Annotated in this window: 17 protein-coding genes; 8 read left to right on the forward strand and 9 right to left on the reverse strand. The window is 37.0% G+C overall.

Annotation, left to right across the window (positions count from 1 at the left end; translation table 11 throughout):
• Positions 1 to 130: 130 nt before the first annotated feature.
• From DES48_RS05660 to ppc, 3 genes are all read right to left on the reverse strand, one after another.
• A complete protein-coding gene (locus tag DES48_RS05660) occupies positions 131 to 2,014 on the reverse strand; it encodes a PTS fructose transporter subunit IIABC (protein ID WP_113867572.1) in 1,884 nt (627 codons plus the stop codon).
• A 613-nt stretch (positions 2,015 to 2,627) separates the two neighbouring features.
• Complete coding sequence (locus DES48_RS05665) at positions 2,628 to 2,852, reverse strand: aspartyl-phosphate phosphatase Spo0E family protein (protein ID WP_245911306.1); 225 nt, start codon at positions 2,850 to 2,852, stop codon at positions 2,628 to 2,630.
• 212 nt (positions 2,853 to 3,064) lie between these two features.
• On the reverse strand, positions 3,065 to 5,830 hold the full coding sequence (gene ppc / locus DES48_RS05670; RefSeq protein ID WP_113867574.1) for a phosphoenolpyruvate carboxylase: 2,766 nt from the start codon (positions 5,828 to 5,830) through the stop codon (positions 3,065 to 3,067).
• Between the two features lie 715 nt (positions 5,831 to 6,545).
• On the opposite strand from ppc, the gene DES48_RS16360 reads away from it, so the two are divergent.
• A complete protein-coding gene (locus tag DES48_RS16360) occupies positions 6,546 to 6,677 on the forward strand; it encodes a hypothetical protein (protein WP_256860604.1) in 132 nt (43 codons plus the stop codon).
• Between the two features lie 55 nt (positions 6,678 to 6,732).
• Here DES48_RS16360 and DES48_RS05675 read toward each other — a convergent pair whose 3' ends face one another.
• The gene (locus DES48_RS05675; protein ID WP_113867576.1) at positions 6,733 to 7,659 is read right to left on the reverse strand and encodes an aldo/keto reductase; all 927 of its coding nucleotides are present in this window, start codon (positions 7,657 to 7,659) and stop codon (positions 6,733 to 6,735) included.
• Positions 7,660 to 7,956: 297 nt separating this feature from the next.
• Positions 7,957 to 8,430 carry a nucleoside deaminase gene (locus DES48_RS05680; RefSeq protein WP_079710742.1) on the reverse strand — a complete coding sequence of 158 codons (474 nt, stop codon included), beginning with the start codon at positions 8,428 to 8,430 and terminating at the stop codon, positions 7,957 to 7,959.
• Positions 8,431 to 8,634: 204 nt separating this feature from the next.
• On the opposite strand from DES48_RS05680, the gene DES48_RS05685 reads away from it, so the two are divergent.
• The 4 genes from DES48_RS05685 (at position 8,635) to DES48_RS05700 (ending at position 10,885) form a co-directional block, all read left to right on the forward strand.
• Positions 8,635 to 8,817 (forward strand): cold-shock protein, encoded by a 183-nt coding sequence (locus DES48_RS05685; RefSeq protein ID WP_079710744.1) that lies wholly within the window; start codon positions 8,635 to 8,637, stop codon positions 8,815 to 8,817.
• Positions 8,818 to 9,005: 188 nt separating this feature from the next.
• Entirely contained in the window at positions 9,006 to 9,554 is a 549-nt protein-coding gene (locus DES48_RS05690) for a chromate transporter (protein WP_113867578.1), read from the forward strand.
• Complete coding sequence (locus DES48_RS05695) at positions 9,551 to 10,084, forward strand: chromate transporter (RefSeq protein WP_113867580.1); 534 nt, start codon at positions 9,551 to 9,553, stop codon at positions 10,082 to 10,084. Before DES48_RS05690 ends, DES48_RS05695 begins: the two co-directional genes overlap by 4 nt.
• A gap of 72 nt (positions 10,085 to 10,156) precedes the next feature.
• Positions 10,157 to 10,885: a SurA N-terminal domain-containing protein gene (locus tag DES48_RS05700; RefSeq protein WP_113867582.1), complete on the forward strand. Its 729-nt coding sequence runs from the start codon at positions 10,157 to 10,159 to the stop codon at positions 10,883 to 10,885.
• Positions 10,886 to 10,975: 90 nt separating this feature from the next.
• On the opposite strand, the gene DES48_RS05705 is transcribed toward DES48_RS05700, so the two are convergent.
• From DES48_RS05705 to DES48_RS05720, 4 genes are all read right to left on the reverse strand, one after another.
• Entirely contained in the window at positions 10,976 to 12,016 is a 1,041-nt protein-coding gene (locus DES48_RS05705; RefSeq protein WP_079710750.1) for an aromatic acid exporter family protein, read from the reverse strand.
• A gap of 234 nt (positions 12,017 to 12,250) precedes the next feature.
• Positions 12,251 to 14,254 (reverse strand): penicillin-binding transpeptidase domain-containing protein, encoded by a 2,004-nt coding sequence (locus DES48_RS05710; RefSeq protein ID WP_211318471.1) that lies wholly within the window; start codon positions 14,252 to 14,254, stop codon positions 12,251 to 12,253.
• A 21-nt stretch (positions 14,255 to 14,275) separates the two neighbouring features.
• On the reverse strand, positions 14,276 to 14,845 hold the full coding sequence (locus DES48_RS05715; protein WP_113867584.1) for a class D sortase: 570 nt from the start codon (positions 14,843 to 14,845) through the stop codon (positions 14,276 to 14,278).
• Positions 14,846 to 14,975: 130 nt separating this feature from the next.
• Positions 14,976 to 15,629 carry a YigZ family protein gene (locus DES48_RS05720; RefSeq protein ID WP_113867586.1) on the reverse strand — a complete coding sequence of 218 codons (654 nt, stop codon included), beginning with the start codon at positions 15,627 to 15,629 and terminating at the stop codon, positions 14,976 to 14,978.
• 162 nt (positions 15,630 to 15,791) lie between these two features.
• Here DES48_RS05720 and DES48_RS05725 point away from each other — a divergent pair, with 162 nt between their 5' ends.
• From DES48_RS05725 to DES48_RS05735, 3 genes are all read left to right on the forward strand, one after another.
• The gene (locus DES48_RS05725) at positions 15,792 to 16,919 is read left to right on the forward strand and encodes a sensor histidine kinase (RefSeq protein WP_113867588.1); all 1,128 of its coding nucleotides are present in this window, start codon (positions 15,792 to 15,794) and stop codon (positions 16,917 to 16,919) included.
• A 179-nt stretch (positions 16,920 to 17,098) separates the two neighbouring features.
• Positions 17,099 to 17,773: a response regulator gene (locus DES48_RS05730; protein WP_113867592.1), complete on the forward strand. Its 675-nt coding sequence runs from the start codon at positions 17,099 to 17,101 to the stop codon at positions 17,771 to 17,773.
• A gap of 201 nt (positions 17,774 to 17,974) precedes the next feature.
• Positions 17,975 to 18,817 (forward strand): DegV family protein, encoded by an 843-nt coding sequence (locus tag DES48_RS05735; protein WP_079710757.1) that lies wholly within the window; start codon positions 17,975 to 17,977, stop codon positions 18,815 to 18,817.
• Positions 18,818 to 19,164 lie beyond the last annotated feature (347 nt).

Below are 19,164 nucleotides of genomic sequence, written 5' to 3' on the forward strand. Positions count from 1 at the left end.
CTGTGTTTTTTTTGCTTCGGTGGAACCTTTGATAAATCAAGGGATAACACCACATTTAGTATAGAGCCAAAAATAAAACAAACGACCTGTTTTGCACAATCAGCAAAACAGGTCGTTTGTTTTCTATTCATTATTCTTTATTTTTTTTCAACATACCCAGTAACAATGCCGTAACAATCGTTCCTGCAGCAATTGCTATCAAGTATAGTAATGGATTACCTTCCATTAGGAAGAGTACAAAGAGACCTCCGTGTGGTGCTTGTGTTCCAATTTGGAAAGTCATGGATAGAGCACCTGCTACAGCAGAACCGGCTACCGCAGCTGGAATAACACGACCAGGGTCTGCAGCTGCAAATGGAATAGCACCTTCTGTAATGAAGGAAGCTCCCATTATAAGGTTTGTTGGTCCTGCACTACGTTCTTGTTTAGTGAATTTCCGCTTGAACAAGAAGGTTGCAACGGCAATTCCTAGCGGTGGAACCATACCACCAGCCATAATTGCCGCATGTGGCATATAAACACCGTCAGCAATCATAGCGAGTCCAAATGTGTAAGCGGCTTTATTGATTGGGCCACCCATATCAACTGCCATCATACCGCCTAGAATTAAACCAAGCACAATCGCATTTGCCGTACCCATGCTTTGTAACCAATCACCAAGTGCGGTGTTAAACCAACCAACAGGTGTTTCAACTACAAAGAACATGATCATACCTGTGAAGAAAATACTTAAAACAGGATAAAGTAGTATCGTCTTAATACCTTCTAAGGACTGTGGAACAACAACCAATGCTTTTTTAAGTAGAACTACAATATAACCGGCTAAAAATCCGGCAATTAGTCCACCGAGGAACCCTGAGTTACCCTGTGCTGCCATAAACCCACCAATCATACCTGGCGCAAGTCCTGGCCGATCGGCAATACTCATCGCAATGAATCCTGCTAAAACAGGTATCATTAGTCCTAATGCACTGCCGCCACCAATGGTGTTTAATGCTTCAGCAAACTTGTTGTAACCTGGTTCACCAGGTATGTGAGATTCAATTCCAAATAAGAATCCTAAAGCTACTAAGATACCGCCACCTACGACGAAAGGTAGCATGTGCGATACACCGTTCATTAAGTGTTTATAGAATGCGTTTTGCGTCGACTTTCCTTTTTCTTCAGCGTCATCGGATTTTGATGAGCCTGTTCCTTTGTAAGGACCTACATTTCCACTTACTACTTGTTCAATTAATTCTTGAGGACGACGAATACCATCAGTTACAGGAACTTCTACCACCGGTTTTCCTTGGAAACGATCCATTTCTACTTTGGTGTCTGCTGCAACAATAATGCCATCTGCTTGCGCAATGTCTTCACTTGTTAGAACGTTTTTTGCTCCTCCAGAGCCACGTGTTTCTACTTTCACATCATAGCCCAGTTCTTTTGCTTTATCACGAATGGCATCAGCCGCCATAAAAGTGTGTGCAATCCCTGTTGGACAAGCTGTAACTGCTAGTATTTTCTTTTTCGAACCGGTAGAATCATCCTGCGTAGGTTCTTCATCTGCAAGCTTCTCTTGTTCTTTTTGGTTAATTGCATCAAGAATATCTTCTTTTGACGGTGCATTTAATAGTGTTTGACGGAAATTTTCATCAATTAACATACTAGATAATCGTGATAAAGTTTCCAAGTGTTCATTGTTAGCACCTTCAGAAGCTGCAATCATAAAGAATAAATGACTTGGCTGACCATCTAATGATTCATAGTCAATGCCCTCTGTGGAACGACCAAATGCAATGGCTGGTGTTTTTACTGCACTAGACTTTGCATGTGGAATTGCGACACCATCGCCAATACCAGTCGTTGTATGTTCTTCTCTTTCTAAGATCGCTTGTTTATAGGCTTCTTTATCCGCTAATCTTCCAGCTTGATCTAACGTGTTAACGAGTTCGTCGATAACAGCTGTTTTGGAATTTGATTGAAGATTTACTTCAATCGTGTCAGCTCGTAATAAATCTGTAATTTTCATTGTTGAAACCCTCCGTTTCTTCCTTTGTATAGGATGAGGTTAAAAGATGCGATTCATACTAAAATATAAAATCTTGAGAAGTGCTAATTGTAAATCAACCGCTTACATTTAATGCAAGCATCTAATTGTATCAACCTCTTGTCATCATTATATAAAAAACGTTTGCAAAAATCAATCATTTTCTTTCAAAAATAATCATTAAAATTCAAAAAGATTAAAAATTAATCATTCTGGTGCATGAATATGGTTTCTAACTTTATGAATAGGACTATTAATTAAGCTGAAAAATAGAAGGGGGTGGATAATCATATTTTTCGAGGGAGTATTAGGTGAGAAGCTGCATACTGGTAGCAATAAAAAAAGGCGTTATTATGTCAAATGCACATAATAACGCCTTTCCAATTATTTCACTCCACAAAGTACATCCAATTGATGGTATTTATCATAATCCGATCGTTTGATTATAACTATTTTTATTTAAAAGTTAAATGTAATTGATTTTTAGCAAGCGCGATAGATGCTCGTCTCATCGTTTCTACTATACTTGCTTATTTGAATTTTAATGAAAGTTGATCGGTGGATTGTTTGAAGAGAATGCTTTAGAAGAGATGGCTTAATTTGAGTAGTTTTTTTGTTTATGGGTGGAAGCAATATACTCATAAAGTAGTTTATCAAGCTCTTGTGAAATCCGAATCAATTCTTGTTGGTTATCTTCTTTGTGATAATACTGATACATTTGTGAGCGTAACTTTTCTATCTCTTCTAGTTTTCTATCTATATGTTCCTTATTCGTTTGATACAATGTTTGATGCTCTTGGATTAATTGGATAATTTTCACCACCTATACATTCAAGTTCACACGTGTAGTACTAGTGTATCTTGAATCAAAAAGATTGTAAATATAGGAAAAAATGTTTTTTTGTCGAATAATGTAAAATTGATAGTGTTATTAGATTTTTAAGTGATTATGTATGTTTTTGAGACGTAGAATAAAAAAGGGGAGGTTTATTGAAAAAAAGATCCCCATAATAATGGAGATCTTTTCACTAATCAACCGGTATTACGCAACCCTGCGGCTACACCATTTATGGTTAATAATACTTCGGTTAATAGACTATTTAATACTTCATGGTCACTACCGTTTTCATTTTCTTTGCGAAGTTGCGAGATCAAATTGACTTGAATCAGGTTTAGTGGGTCTACTAATGGATTACGTAGTCGAACAGATTCTTTAATATTCGGTTTATGTTCCATTAATTCCTCTTGTTGTGCAATTTTTAGTACCATTGCTTTTGTTAAATTGTATTCTTCTACAATTTGATCATATATACGCGTTTGAATTGCAGTATCTTCTACCATTTTAGTGTACTCTTTGGCAGTTGTTAAGTCAGCTTTTGTTAGTGCCATTTGTAAATTATTAATGGTAGATTGGAAAAATGGCCATTTTTGATAGAGTTCTTGAAGTAAGGCTAAATCGCCAGTTTCTTCAATAAATTTATAAAAGCCAGTACCTGCTGCAAACCATGCTGGTAACAGTTGTCTACTTTGTGTCCAAGCAAATACCCAAGGAATTGCGCGTAAATCTTCAAAACGGTCACTACCTTTACGTTTCATTGGACGGGAACCGATATTTAAAGCACCTAGCTCATTTAATGGCGTTGCTTGGTTAAAGTATTTTAAAAATCCATCATCTTGGAATACTAATGATTGATACTTCTCTAAAGCATAGTCAGAGATTTTACCCATTGCTTGTCTTTCCGTTTGCGATGGAATATCGACTTGTTTCGTTGCATCATTTAATCCAGCTATGGCAGTCATCATCGTAGTTGTTGCTTGTTCTAAACTACGATAAGCAATATCGGTCAATAGATAGCGAGAAGAAAGCACCTCGCCTTGCTCCGTTATTTTCACACCATCGCCTAGTGTGATTGGTGGTTGAGATAGTAGACTGGTATTGAGTGGACCACCCCCACGCCCTAATGAACCTCCTCGTCCATGGAAATATTTTAATTTCACATTGAAAGAGGATGCGATCGAGTGAATCTCTTCCTGTGCTTGGTATAATTCCCAATTAGCAGTTAAGGTTCCACCATCTTTACTACTATCTGAGTAGCCTAGCATAATTTCTTGTAAATCGCCACGAGCTTGTAGGTGTCTCCGATATAAAGGAATACTAAATAAATGTTTAATCATATCAGGACCATGTTTCAAGTCGTCAATGGTTTCTAGTAATGGTGCCACATGCAATCTACTTTTTACATGCCCGTCTGGATACACACGATAAAGTCCAACTTCTTTTGCGAAAACAAGTACTTCTAACAAGTCACTAACGGATGCTGTCATACTAATTAAGTATACTTCGATTGCTCGCTCACCAAAGGTATCTTTTACTTCCTTGATCATACGGAAGGTATTGATCATTTCTTGAGTCTCCGCAGAAAACTCATCATAGATGGATATGAGTGGCCGAGGATCTTCCAGCACTTTAATCAAGACATCTAATTTTCCTTCTTCATCAAGTGCTTTATAATCAGGTGCTATGTTAACGTCTCGTAATATTTCTGCTAAAGCAGTTTCATGCTCGCCACTGTGGTTTCGAATATCTAATGTAGCTAGATGGAAACCAAACACATTGACTTGACGAATGACTTTACGCAATAGTTTAATTGGTGTTTTATTTGGATGATGTTGTTCTAAACTGTTTTGGATCATATATAAATCATTAAGCAATGCTTCTGCATTTTGATAGCCGAGCTCATGCTCCTGTTCCGTGTACTCTAATTTTCTTAACATTAAACCAAGTTTAATTCGGTACACTTCATCTTCTTTGTGCCAACCATTATAGTTTAAGGTTTTACGTTCTTGTTGAATAGAATCTTCAATTTCTTCACTAACTGCTACTTTCTTAGTCGATTGACTAAGTAATTCTTTCAATCGATCTAACGAGTCTTTATATTTGGAGAGCACAAGAGCGCGATGCTCTTTCAATGTTTGAAGCGTTGTATTTGCTGTAACGTTCGGGTTACCGTCACGGTCGCCACCAATCCATGAACCAAAACGTAGAAACGATGGTACATGCCATTGTTGATTATATTTTTCATATAATAAATCTTCAAGGTCTTGATGGAGGCGAGGGAGTACATCAAATAAAACTTTATCAAAGAAATATAAACCATTGGATACTTCTTTCATAACAGATGGTTTCTTTTCACGTATTTCTGATGATTGCCATAATATTGTAATTTCATTTTCAATTGTCTCTTGAATCACTTTTTTCGCATAACGTGTATAGGAGTGATCCCAAGCTTTTAATAAGCTAGCCACGCGTTGATGGATACGAAGCATGGTTCTTCTTGTTGCTTCGGTTGGGTGTGCTGTGATAACAAGTTCTAACGATAATTGCTCCAACAATTCACCAATTTGCTCTGGGGAAACGTTATTTTCAAATAAACGTTTCGCACCATCTTCTAAGGAGCCAGGCTGAATGATGGTATCATCTTGTGCTTGATATTCACGACGACGTCGCACACGGTAATTTTGTTCTGCAATATTAAACAAATGCAGATTGACTGAAAAAGCGCGAATGACATTCTCACGTAATGGGGGTTGCAGCTGATCGATTTCTTCTTTGATTTGCATATAGATACTTGGATCCTGTGCATCTCGAAGTGAAGTTGTCAAAGACCGAATTTTGTTTACCTTCTCTAGTAATTCTTCGCCACCTTCATGATACAAGACTTTGTCTAATATCTTGTTCAAATATTCGACATCACGTCGCAATGATATTGTACTTTTCTCATCTGTTTTTACTTCCATACATTCACTTCCTTTCGTTTCTTCCTTTTTTAAACAATAGTAACTTTTACCTGCGGGAACAGTTAGCGCCAACTGTGAGGTGTTAATGTGTGTTTTTACTTGAAAGACATGTGTCTATCATAACATGTTTTTTTGATCAAAATAACAGAAAAGTTTGTATTTTCACCTAAATATAAACGCTATCATATTAGAAACAGATTGAAAATAGCCTTTTCTGAATAAAATAATCTTATTGTAAGATAGTTTACCAAAATTCTTGTGATTATAAAAGAGATATGCTATTCTGATGCCGGATATACGTTACGAACGGTAGAGTTTCAGCCAAAAGTGTTATTAGTAAGATGGATAGTTGTGAATTTTTTTACAGTGAATCAATTTTATAATTACAGCTACACTTAAACCACGAACATTACATTTAGTTTGAAATCATAATCAAACATTGAATGATGACATTCATTCACGATACGAAAAAAATATAAAAACAGTATTGATAACGTTTACATTTTGTTGTACACTTAGAAGTGTAGCAAGCGAGCTGCATCCCTTCGCAAGTACATCGCCTGTATGTTTTTTATCATTTAGCTTTTAAACGCTAAATATAAAGCGCATACAGGTATTTTTTATTTATTCTAGTGTTCTACATATGCACCACATCTTGTTGCTGTATGCTTTTTTCTTATGTTGCATAAGCTAAAAGCGAAAAGGAGGGTGTAAAGTGGCTAGAAGAAGGATAGAAGATGGTGCTCAGCATAGGGCAAAAAAACAAACTGCAAGTGCAACGGAATTATTACGTTATGCCAATAAAAATAGTACAATTCCGTTTGATTGGTCCAAGTTAAACAAATAAGTATTTAAGAAAGCGCAGCGTTGATCTTCTCCATGCTGCGCTTTCTACTATGGTGCTATTTTTTCACCTGTTGTGGGTGGGAGTCGGATACCATTGCCAATTCACTTGCTGAGGCATTGCTGATAACTTGTTCTGGATTTTTACAACCAGGAATAACCGTGGTAACGGCGGGATGTTGTAAACACCATGCAAGCGCCCATGTTGCCATTGTAGTATTTTCTGGCACTTCTGATTGCTTTATTTGTTCCACTAAAGCTAATTTCTTCATTGTGGCTTCTTTGTCATGGCGTGAACGTACATCTGATCTTTCAAATGTAGCACCTGGCTTGTACTTTCCGGATAAGTAACCACTTGCTAAAGGAACTCTAGCTAGCACCCCGAGCTGATCTTTTTCTGCTATAGGGAAGATTTCTTCTTCCGGTGCTTGATCTAAGCGATTATAGACGACTTGAAGGGCAGTGGCACCAACTTCACACGCTTTTTTAGCTTGATAGGCATCATTGTTTGCTTTTAATGAGATGCCAAGGTGGCGTATTTTACCAGCTTGTTTTTGTTTATCAAGCATGGTCCAAAGAGCATCATTATTGAATTCTTCATCCGTGCAAGAATGCGCTTGATATAGATCGATATAGTCGGTATTTAACGCTTTTAACGATTGATCTAGCTGTTTTAAAACAGCATCAGGATCCCAGTGTCTTGTGCGTTCAAACGGCCCGTGAAAATGATGACCAAATTTAGTTGCGACAATCCAATTATCTCTGTTATGCCGTTTTAAATAGTCTCCAATTAATTGTTCAGATAAATGGTCTCCATAACATTCAGCGGTATCCAGAAAGTTAATACCTTGTGCAGCAGCCTCATCTAGAATGGCGTCTACGTCTTTTTGACTAAAATCTTTTCCCCATTCACCACCGAATTGCCATGTTCCTAGCCCGATGGCAGAGACATCCAAAGCTGTATTACCTATTTTTCTGTACTTCATCTACAATCACCTCTACATCATGTTTATCACATCAAAAACCTATAATTCAAGTTAAACTAAAGATTAATGGAGTTATAAATCTCACTTCATCTTCTATCTTACCCATTTTTTAGAGAATAAAAAAATGCACCCATTTTAAAATGGATGCAAAGGGGGACAATCAGTAAATACTTCCTTATCAAATATGAGATGATAAGAAATTATAACTCAAAATTGTAACCGATTACATTGTATAACATTAAGTCAAATCTTTAATCAGACTAAAGTCCTATTTTTGTCGATTTTACATGAAGTCCATCAATACTCGATCTTTGCATCTATTGATTTCCATGTTTCAAATGGTGCATTCTTTTCTGCTACATCTAATTCATAGAAGGGGATTTTTCTTTCTTCATAGGGTTTATTAATTTCTTGATAAATAAAAGCATCATCAAATCCACCTGTTGCAGCTAGAGCTTGATCAGCAGCATAATAGACTTTTTTTAATCGAGCCCAATAAATCGCACCTAAGCACATGGGGCAAGGTTCACAACTCGTGTATAAAATGCAATCATCTAATTGGAATGTTCCTAATGCTTGACAAGCTTGGCGAATTGCTTCCACTTCGGCGTGTGCGGTAGGGTCGTGTTTGTCTGTTACGCGATTTTGTCCTTTACCGACAATTTCTCCCTTCGCATTGACAATGATTGCTCCAAATGGGCCGCCCTGTTGATGGACGTTATCGACAGCTAAAGAAATAGCCTGTTTCATGTAATTGAGATGATTTTCCATTGATGTTCCTCCAAAAAAAGTAATATAAAATTATTTTACCAATAACGTGACCAAAAAGAAAGGTTGGACGTCTTATACATCGAAGGGTGTTCATTGTTTTACTTTAATAAATACCTCAGTTAGGGAGATGCAAGGACTGGCACTTTGTTTTTTTGTTAAAAGAAGGGTATAATAAGTAGTAATATAACGAAAGGGGATGACCCTGTGGCCTACTACAATAATAAGAAAGAACCGGTGGAAGAGATCGAAACTTCGGTTTGGTCTTGTACGAATGATGATTGTTCAGGTTGGATGAGAGAAGATTATTCCTTTGAAACGGAACCGACTTGTCCACTTTGTAAATCTTCAATGATTAAAGAAACTAGAGTATTACCTAAATTAAGTTGACAACATGATATAAATTAAAATAGAGTTTCCTTGCTGGCGCCAGCATGGAAACTCTATTTTTTTGGATTGTATTGCTGAAAAATGTATAATCAGTTTATAAGTTTATATGTATAGTATCAACTGTAAAGATTAAAAAATAAGCATGTTATAAATTAAATATATTATGTTCTTGTAATAGGGGAGATAGAATGACACATTGGCATTTATTTTTAGCTTTTCTTCGTGTAGGTATGCTTGGTTATGGTGGCGGTCCGTCTTCCATCCCGCTTGTGCAAAAAGAAGTTGTTGAGAAATATAGGTGGATGGATCAGGAGGAATTTGGGAATATACTGGCTTTAGCAAATGCGTTACCAGGACCAATTGCAACGAAAATGGCAGGGTATATTGGCTATCGCGTTGCAGGTATCATGGGGATGCTCAATGCCGTCCTTGCCAGTATTGTTCCTACCATATGTCTCATGATCGTATTGTTAACGTTCTTAGCAACTGCTAGTGATCAGGCTTGGGTATCTGGTATGACAAAAGCAGTCGTTCCGGTGGTTGGTGTAATGTTAGCGGTATTAACCTATAACTTTCTAAAACGTGCATATAGTGGATTAGGATGGCGATGGATGATTTTATTAACAGCTTTTTCGCTTGTACTCACGCAATTTTTTGGTGTGCATCCAGCAATCATTATTGCGGCCTTGTTACTCTTTGCTATTGTAAAACCCGATAAACAGGAGCGGTCCTCATGAGTATCTATTGGCAATTATTCATCGCTTTTTTTATTCCCGGTATTGTTGGTTATGGCGGCGGACCTGCTTCGATTCCATTAGTTGAAAATGAAGTAGTCGGCCGGTTTCACTGGATGTCTGTCAACGATTTTAGTGATATGTTAGCAATGGCGAATGCCTTGCCAGGTCCGATTGCAACGAAAATGGCCGGTTTTATTGGTTTTCAACAAGCTGGCGTACTTGGCGCAGCAGTTAGTATATTCGCTACAGTGGCGCCGTCCTTACTATTAATGATCGTATTACTCGGTGTATTAATGAGATATAAAGATTCGCCTAAAGTAAAACGCATGACCATACTCATTCGACCAACGATCGCTGTTTTATTGGGTGTGATGGCTTTTGGATTTTTTCAAACCTCTTATGGTGATATTGGTGGCATACAAATGATTGGAATTGGCTTGGCTAGTTTTTTGCTCATGGAACGGTGGAAAATCCATCCTGCCTTCGTCATCTTAGCAGCTTTATTGTATGGCGCATTTTGGTTAAGGTAGCCCATATGGTTGCGCTGTTAGGAAAAAAATGTTTCAATAGGAGACAAATACTGAATTGGAGTGTTTTTCAACATGTTTAAAAAAATTACTAGCTTCGTTTTCCTATTATTATTAACTGTCGGTTTAGTAGCCTGCGGTAATAATCAAGAAGGGGAATCAGAAGGATCAACAGATAAAGCAACAAGTGATTCTGCCAATCAAACGCAAGTTGATATTTCCGATGAAGAGAAGATGGAATCAGATGCCGTCGTAGCAGTCGTTAATGGGGAAGAATTACTTGGTAATGACTATAATACGGTTTATACTCAAACGAAAACCTTATTACAAGAACAAGGCCAAGATGTAAAAGATCAAGAAATGGTAAAAGAACAAGCACTTAATGCATTAGTTAGTCAAAAGGTACTTTCTCAAGATGCAGCGGCTAAAGGAATTGAAGTCACTGCATCCGATGTAGATGCTTATATTGAAGAGGCAAAAGCACAATTTGATTCTGAAAAAGCATTCCAAACGCAATTGGACAACCTAAATTACACATTGGAGTCTTTTCGAGAACAAGTGTCAATGCAACTAGAACAAGACGCATACGTACAACAAGAATTTAGTAATGTTGAAGTGACAGAAGAAGACGTTCAAGCGTATTATGATACGTTAACGGAGCAGGGAAATAGTGATAAATTACCTGCTTTAGAAGATGTAAAAGAGACGATTAAAACGCAATTAAAAAATAGTCAGATACAGACAAAGTTAAATGAAAGAATTCAAGCATTACGCGACGAAGCCGAAATTGAGAAAATGATTTAAGGATAGAGTACTTACGGTAAATGATTACGCCCCCAAACTTTTGGGGGCGTTTTTATGTAGCTAGAAGTTGGTGAACTTTTCGTTAACTAGTTAACGAAAAGTTTTGTCTTGCAACAACTGTTCTACTAAATGATAAATAGACAATAATTCATATAAAATGATGATTTCAGAATTAAAAAACGTCGCTCCATTTGGTTGTTCAATTAATTGATTCTCTTTTTTTGACTGCCAAAATTGATTCATTAGTTCTTTAATGTGCGTCCGATGTTGTTGCATACGGAATTGATCTGGATTTTCCATCGTTTCAGCTAATGCCTGCATGGTTAAGACAATATGATCCGATTGTTTTTTTGTCCAAGTAATACTTTCTAAAGGAGTATTCATTAAATTACCAATATGATAATGAATTAAGCGTAATGTCGTGAGCTTATCTAATTCATCTTGCAATTCTTGTTTTTTCGTTTTGGAAAGTCGATGATACTTTGCCTCAGCTTGTTGAAATTTTAATAATTTGTCAGTGATATCAATTTTTTTTCGTAAGTTTGCAAACGTTTCTTTTGATCGGGCTTTTTGTTTACAATCTTTTGTTTCAAAAAGCAAATCTTTCGCAATTACATTTAATTCTTCACCAGTGGTTTGCATCACAGAATCGATATTTGCTAAAATGCGCTTCGAATAATTTGGAGGCAATACAAACATATTGACTGCTGTTGATACGAGCAAACCAATCGAAGTAGTTCCTAAACGGATAAAGAAAGCGATAATGTAATGCGAATGAATAACTTCAATCATCGCAACAGAAGTCAATGTTGCTACAAGTAGCCCCACATGTAGATTTAGTCGAAAACAAGTAATAATGGTAAAAAAAGCTGCTGCTGTATAAGTCAGTGGGGAATTACCAAATAGCGAAATAAAAAGAACTGCGTATGCCGATCCGATTGCAGAAGCGGGTAAACGGATGACTCCTTTTTTAATCGAGTCATTGACTGTTGGTTCAATTGTTACAATCGCTGTAATGACGGCAAAAACCGCCGGCCAATCCAACCATTGACAGATAAAAGAGGTAAGAAAAACAGCGAGACCTGTTTTGATCACTCGACTACCGATTAGTTTCTTATGTGTTTTTTCCAATTTCGTCACCTTCGTTGTAACATTTTTTTGCCCTAAGTACTAGTATAGCTAATATTGATAAGGGTTGACAATGCCATTCTACTGCGAAAGTGTGTGGTTTTTGTGGCGAAGTGACCGTGGGAGGCGTCGGAGTGCCCGGAGTATACTTGTAAGTGACCGCAAACCATACTTAACGTTTCCCGTACTGCGCTATAAATACAAAAAGTGTCAGGATATCAAACCTGACACTTTCCTTTAATATAACTGATTAAAAATATCGGCCACTTTTTCCACCGTATAGTGACTGCCACCTCTGTCTTCCACATGTTCAACCATCATGGATATCAACATCGATTCGTCATCCGGATAAGCGACAAACCAACCATTTTCTTGGCCACCGGTTTCGTCTTGTGAGGCTTTTAATTCAGCGGTACCAGTTTTACCAGATAAGTTAACTGCATCAATATCCGCTTGATTTGCAGTACCATTAGCATCTGTAACAATTTGACGAAGTATGCCTTTCATCAAATCAGCATGCTCACTTGACAAGAGAGATTCTTTCCACACTACACTATCTTTTTCATCAAGCTTGAGCGTTGGCTGCATGATGTTACCTTGATTCAAAAAGGTGGTATAAGCAGTTGCTAAATGAAGCGAACTAACTTGCATTTGACCTTGTCCGTAGCCAGAATCAGCTAGCAGTATTTCTTCATCAATTGTTCCTGAAGACGAAATAGTACTTGTTTCAATTGGATAGGTGTAAGGGAAGTCTTCTCCAAATCCGAAGTTTTGCAGTCCGCTAACCAAAGCTTTACTACCCATTTCGACTGCTTTTTGAGCAAAGTATATATTATCTGACCGAACGAGTGCATCCGTCAGATCGACTGGTCCAGAAGATGGTGAGACACGCCGCACCGCGTAATTTCCCCAACCATCTTTCGACCATGTTAACCCATTAATTTCAATACTTTCATCAGGCTTAATTGTGCCATTTGATAAACCAATTGCGCTTGTAATCGGTTTAATAGATGAACCTGGGGAGAAGGTAGCTGCAAACCGATTGGTTAAGGGACTTTGTTCATCATTTTGTAGCTCTTTCCATTTGGATTGACTGATACCATATGTCAGTTCATTCGGATCAAAAGCAGGACTAGAAACCAATGCTAAAGTTTCACCTGTTTTTGGATTAAGGACAGATGCAGTGCCAGCATCTTCTCCAAAACTGTTATAAACGGTTTGTTGTAATTTCGCGTCAATCGTAACAGTAATATTTTCACCGTCTTGAGCCGGTTTTTCCGCAATAACTTGTGCTTCCGACTCCGATTCATCTTCAGCAACGATCTTAACTCCACGCTCACCTTTTAGTTGCGCTTCAAATAATTGCTCTAAGCCGCGCTTACCAATCATATCGTTTTGTGTATAGCTGGCATCTTCTTTTTCCTCAAGTTCTTCGGCAGTAATTTGACCGATATAACCGACCAAATGAGCGGTCGCTTTTCCATACGGATAGGAACGCCCGGTTTTATCTTGCTTGACTACAGAAGGTATCGCAAATAATTCTTCGATAAATGCCTCATCAGTAGTTGGAATATCTTTTAACGGAACAAAAGTATTTTCGCCCACCCAATCAGCAGCTAACGCCTCATCAATCGATTCGACTGCAATATCAAGCATGTCAGCAATTTTCTGTTTTTCTTCCTCTTCATTTTCAAACAGGGAAGGCTGAACCCCAACGGAATAAATTTTGGCATTTACGGCAAGCCCATTTTCATTTCGATCATAAATTTCGCCTCGTGTTGGGGACGTTGTTTCAATCCCAACATCTCCACCATTTGCTAATGCAGGGAATATGAATCCAGGATCCCATTGGACATACCAGTTTGTTTCGCCTTCTTCGTTCTCTGTTTGAGTTAAGGAAATGTCTTGTTCAAACTGCACTTGACCGGCAATGGTGTTCATACTCACTTCAAGCGGAAAAGTACTTGGTGGCTCATCTTCTTCTGTTTCTGGTACTTGAAAATCAACGGATAAATCTGTTACTTCGACATCGTTATAAATTTTTTCATAACGATCGACAAACGCTTCCGTCTCGTATGCTTCTTGATTCGCAATCATTTGGTACATGTCAGAAAAATTTTCTTTCTCCCAATTATTCACATATGTTTGTAGTCTTTCTTCTGCTGTTTCTTCATCATTGGAACAAGCAACAAGTCCAATAAATGCTAAAGAAATACTAGCAATCATCATCAAGCGTTTCAAACTATCGTCCTCCTACTAAAATCATTTAACTGGTTGGGCATAGATAATATATCGTTCCGGTGCATTTCCTACATAAGAAAAAGGATAACAAGTCGTAATCACTAATTCTTCATTTGGCGCAGTTGATTTGATAATTGAGGTATCATCTGCATCCACAATTTTTGAATCTATCATTTCGTAATCAAAATCACCGTGAGGAAGTTTAATGGTAAATGTATCACCAATGCTGACATCACCTAGTCGTCGAAATACGGTATCACGATGACCGGATAAAACTACTTGATCATTTTGTGCAGGGTAAGCAGATCCAGCATAGTGCCCTACCCCTTTTTCTAAATCATCTGGATCAGTACCTTCTACAATCGCAAGTGATGCATCAATACTAGGTATTTCTAAAAGACCAACCGTTTCATTTGTCTTTGGTTTGAATGCTGTTGGGTCTATCTTTTGTTTATCGTCGTTTTTTTCTAGTAATGCATGTGCTTCTTTTAAACTCTCTTTTTCTGCAGCTTGCGTTTTATAGAATTTATACCCACCAACAGCTAGAAAGGCAACACCAACGAGCATAAGTAATACAGCAATTTTTTTCATACCAATCCTCCAAAGGGTTAATATAGTAGAAATGTATAGTTTCTTTATTAAAGCGATATCCGTATCAAACGAAAATATATAGCTAGAATAACATAAATAATGGAATCCTAATAGCAAAGATATACAGTCCTTAGTCCTTATTTTCCTTTGATTGTACTGGTATTTCAATATATTCAGTTGCTTGTAAAACGATTCGTGCTTGATCACTGGTTAAATCGACTATCCAAGTTTGAAATTCAGCGACTTTTTCCATGGCCACAAGCACATGAAACGTGACGTTTTCTAAATAATCAATATGACTAATAATATAGTTGGCATTGCGTAATTCATTTTCAATTTTACCAAGTAGACCGTAATCAACGGAAATACTAATTTGTTGCATTCTTCTTCGCTCAACAACTCCTGTCGCTTCTAAAGCAATGGACGTTGTACTGGAATAAGCTCGAATTAATCCGCCAGCTCCAAGCTTGATTCCGCCAAAATACCTTGTCACGACAACGGCGGTATCTTTTATATTTCTTTTTTTTAATACTTCTAAAATAGGTACACCAGCCGTTCCACTTGGTTCACCATCATCGTTTGCTTTTTGTATATGATTCTGTTCCCCGATGAGGTAAGCAGAACAATTATGTGTTGCAGCATGATGCTTTTTCTTTATTTCCTGAATAAAGGCTTGTGCTTCATCCTCCGTTTCTACCCGGCGCGCGTATCCGATAAAACGTGATTTCTGGATAATTTGTTCCCCTTCTCCGCTCGGTTGTACAGTATAATAGGAATCTAACATATGTAACCCTCCTGTCATTGATTCATTATAATCGATTGCAGTTAGAAACGGCAATTGTCAGGAAAATATGCTATGATTAGATAGTTCTTAAAATATATTTTTTGTATTAACCGACAAAAAATAACATAAATAAATCGAATGGTATTAATGGGTGGGGTATCTATGCTTGAAGATAAAAATTTAGATAAAATTATTAATGAAATGGTCGATACTGTCGAAAATAGTAAAGACGAAATATATTCCATCAGTGAAAGCGCAAGAGAAGAATATCAAAACCTCTCCGAACAATTAAAATATCTAAAACAAGAAGTAACAGATAATATTGAGAGCTCCGAACAGTTAGAAGTAAAAGAGAAACTATCGAGACAGCGTCTTGCCGAAGTTAGTAATAATTTTAATAAATTTACTGAAGAACAAATTAAAGAAGTTTATGAACAAACCCATAAGTTACAAAGTGAACTGAAAATGTTACATCAAAGAGAAAAAATATTACGACAAAAACGAGACGATATTGAACGGCGCTTAAAATCATTGGAAAAGACCATCGAGAAAGCGAGCAGTTTAGTCAGTAAAGTCTCTGTTGTATTGAACTATCTTAATGAAGATTTCCGTCAAATTGGGGAACTAATTCAAGATGCAAATGAAAAACAAGCATTTGGGTTAAAAATAATTGAAGCGCAAGAAGAAGAGCGGCGTCGTCTTTCAAGAGAAATTCATGATGGACCAGCGCAAATGCTAGCCAATATCTTGCTTCGATCCGAATTGATTGATAAAACTTTTAAACAACGTGGTCGTGAAGAAGCATTGATCGAAATGAAAAGTGTCCGCTCCATGGTGCGCTCTTCCCTTTATGAAGTCAGACGAATTATTTATGATCTACGACCAATGGCATTAGATGACCTTGGTTTAGTTCCTACGATAAAAAAATATGTAGAAAACATGGCTGAATACAATCAAATGAATATTACATTCACTCCGTTATCTTTATGGGATCGACTAGATGCAAAATATGAAGTAGCCTTATTTCGCTTAATTCAAGAAGCGGTACAAAATGCGATTAAACATGCAGAAGCCTCAAAAATTGATGTGAAACTAGAGAAATCAAGCAACACCATATTAGTAATCATAAAAGATGATGGAAAAGGGTTCGATGTGAAGCAACGAAAAGAGAATTCATTTGGATTAATTGGTATGAAAGAAAGACTGGAAATGTTAAATGGAAGTATCGATATTCACTCGAAAGTAGGACAAGGGACTAGAATTGAAATACAAGTACCATTATTAGAATAATCTGTTGTACTACTAATAACAAAAAATAATGTATAATAGACCTATAGTTTGTTTAGATATATAAGTCTGGCTGAATATTATTTGTTATTATTCATTTATAAACACAACTACTTAACTACATCATAGATAGAAGCAGGACAGATATAATAGGAGTTACTAAAACACAGGAGGAAACATATATGACTAAAAATATCGTATTGATCGATGACCATATGTTATTTCGGGAAGGCGTTAGAAGAATACTAGAATTTGAGGAAGATTTTAAAGTAGTCGCAGAAGGTAACGATGGCGATGAAGCAATGAAAATTGTTGAAGATTATCAACCGGATGTCATCTTAATGGATATTAATATGCCACATATCGATGGTGTACAAGCTACCAAACAGCTGATTGATAAATTTCCAGAGGTGAAGGTAATTATTTTATCGATTCACGATGATGAAAATTATGTAACGCACGCATTAAAATCAGGAGCGCAAGGCTATTTATTAAAAGAGATGGACTCAGATGCTTTAATTGAAGCAATTAAAATTGTAAGTGAAGGAGGATCCTACCTTCATCCAAAAGTCACACATAATCTAGTAAAAGAATTCCGTCGATTAAGTGAGGCTCAAGCAGGGCAACTTAGTCCAATAGAATATCGTAAACCACTACACCTGTTAACTCGCAGAGAGTGTGAAGTACTGCAATTACTTGCTGATGGAAAAAGTAATCGCGGTGTGTCGGAATCTCTGTTTATCAGTGAAAAAACGGTCAAAAACCACGTTAGTAATATTTTACAAAAAATGAATGTCAATGACCGTACCCAAGCAGTTGTAGCTGCTATTCGAAATGGATGGGTGGAAGTGCAATAAGCATAGAAGTTCAGTGTGCATAAGTTTTTTAGGAAAGCTTGTGCACACTAGGGACCTCTTTCATTAGCTGTTGTCATAACTATTATCTTCTATTTTTTGCACTAGTCTTTTTAACTTTTTAGGTAAAATAATCTGGAATATGCTATGATAGTTTTATATGTTTATTGATAGAAGATGTTAAAGAAAGGTAAGATAATAATTATGAGAGTAGCTGTAATGACAGATAGTACGGCATATATACCTGCCCACTTGCGACAGCAATGGAACATTGAAATGCTTCCACTAAATGTTTTCATTGATGATGTTTCATATCAAGAAGAAGTTGACTTGCAAGCCGATCAGTTCTACCCTCTCGTGAGACAAGCAAAAGAATTACCAAAGACCTCACAACCTTCCATTGGCTATATCACCGAAACGTTAGAAAAATTAGCAGTCGATTATGATGCAGTAGTGTCGATTCATCTTTCTAGTGGTATAAGTGGTACCCATCAATCCGTTATCACTGCTGGAAATATGGTTGAGGGCATTGATGTATATGCATTTGATTCAGAAATCAGTTGTATGGCACAAGGCTTTTACGCCTTGGAAGCAGCTCAAATGGCACACGACGGAAAAGATGCAGAGACAATTATGAATCGATTAAATGAGATGAAACAGTCGATGCGTGCTTATTTTATGGTCGACGATTTATCTCACTTACACCGTGGCGGGCGGTTAAATGGCGCGCAAGCACTTCTAGGTAGTATGTTACAAGTTAAACCTTTATTGCATTTTGTTGATACTAAAATTGTACCGTTTGAAAAAATCCGCACTCAGAAAAAAGCGATTAAACGAATTCTCTCTTTATTTGATGAAGACGCAGCCACTGGAAAACCAGTGAAAGCAGTCGTTATTCATGCCAATCGACCAGAAGATGCTAAAATGTTGAAAAACGATATTGAGAAACAATATGCTAATGTCGAGATTTCGATAAGTTATTTTGGAGCAGTTATTGGCACTCACCTTGGCGAAGGATCGCTTGGATTAGCTTGGTATTTGAAATAATAGTTTATATTAATTAATTATATCGCATTTATAAAAAAAGAAGCCTATAAATAACAGTGAAACGAAAAACCCAACTAACGCAATACAATTATTGCGTTAGTTGGGTTTAATTTTCAGAATAAATCTTAATTATATAGAGTTTTATCTTTTAGACAGCATCACGAGTGTGCATCATAAGGAAAAAACATGACCATTTCTGTGTGCGAAAAGCCTAGTTCAAAAATATTCAATTAAAGAACAAACATCAGTAAACATAGAAAAGCAAATTGAAAGTGAATGAAATCGTGCAAGACTAAGCAACGTTTGAAAAATCCATCCAAACGTTAGACGAAATTGTTAAATAGCAC

Source organism: Paraliobacillus ryukyuensis (assembly GCF_003315295.1).
GTDB lineage: Bacteria > Bacillota > Bacilli > Bacillales > Amphibacillaceae > Paraliobacillus > Paraliobacillus ryukyuensis.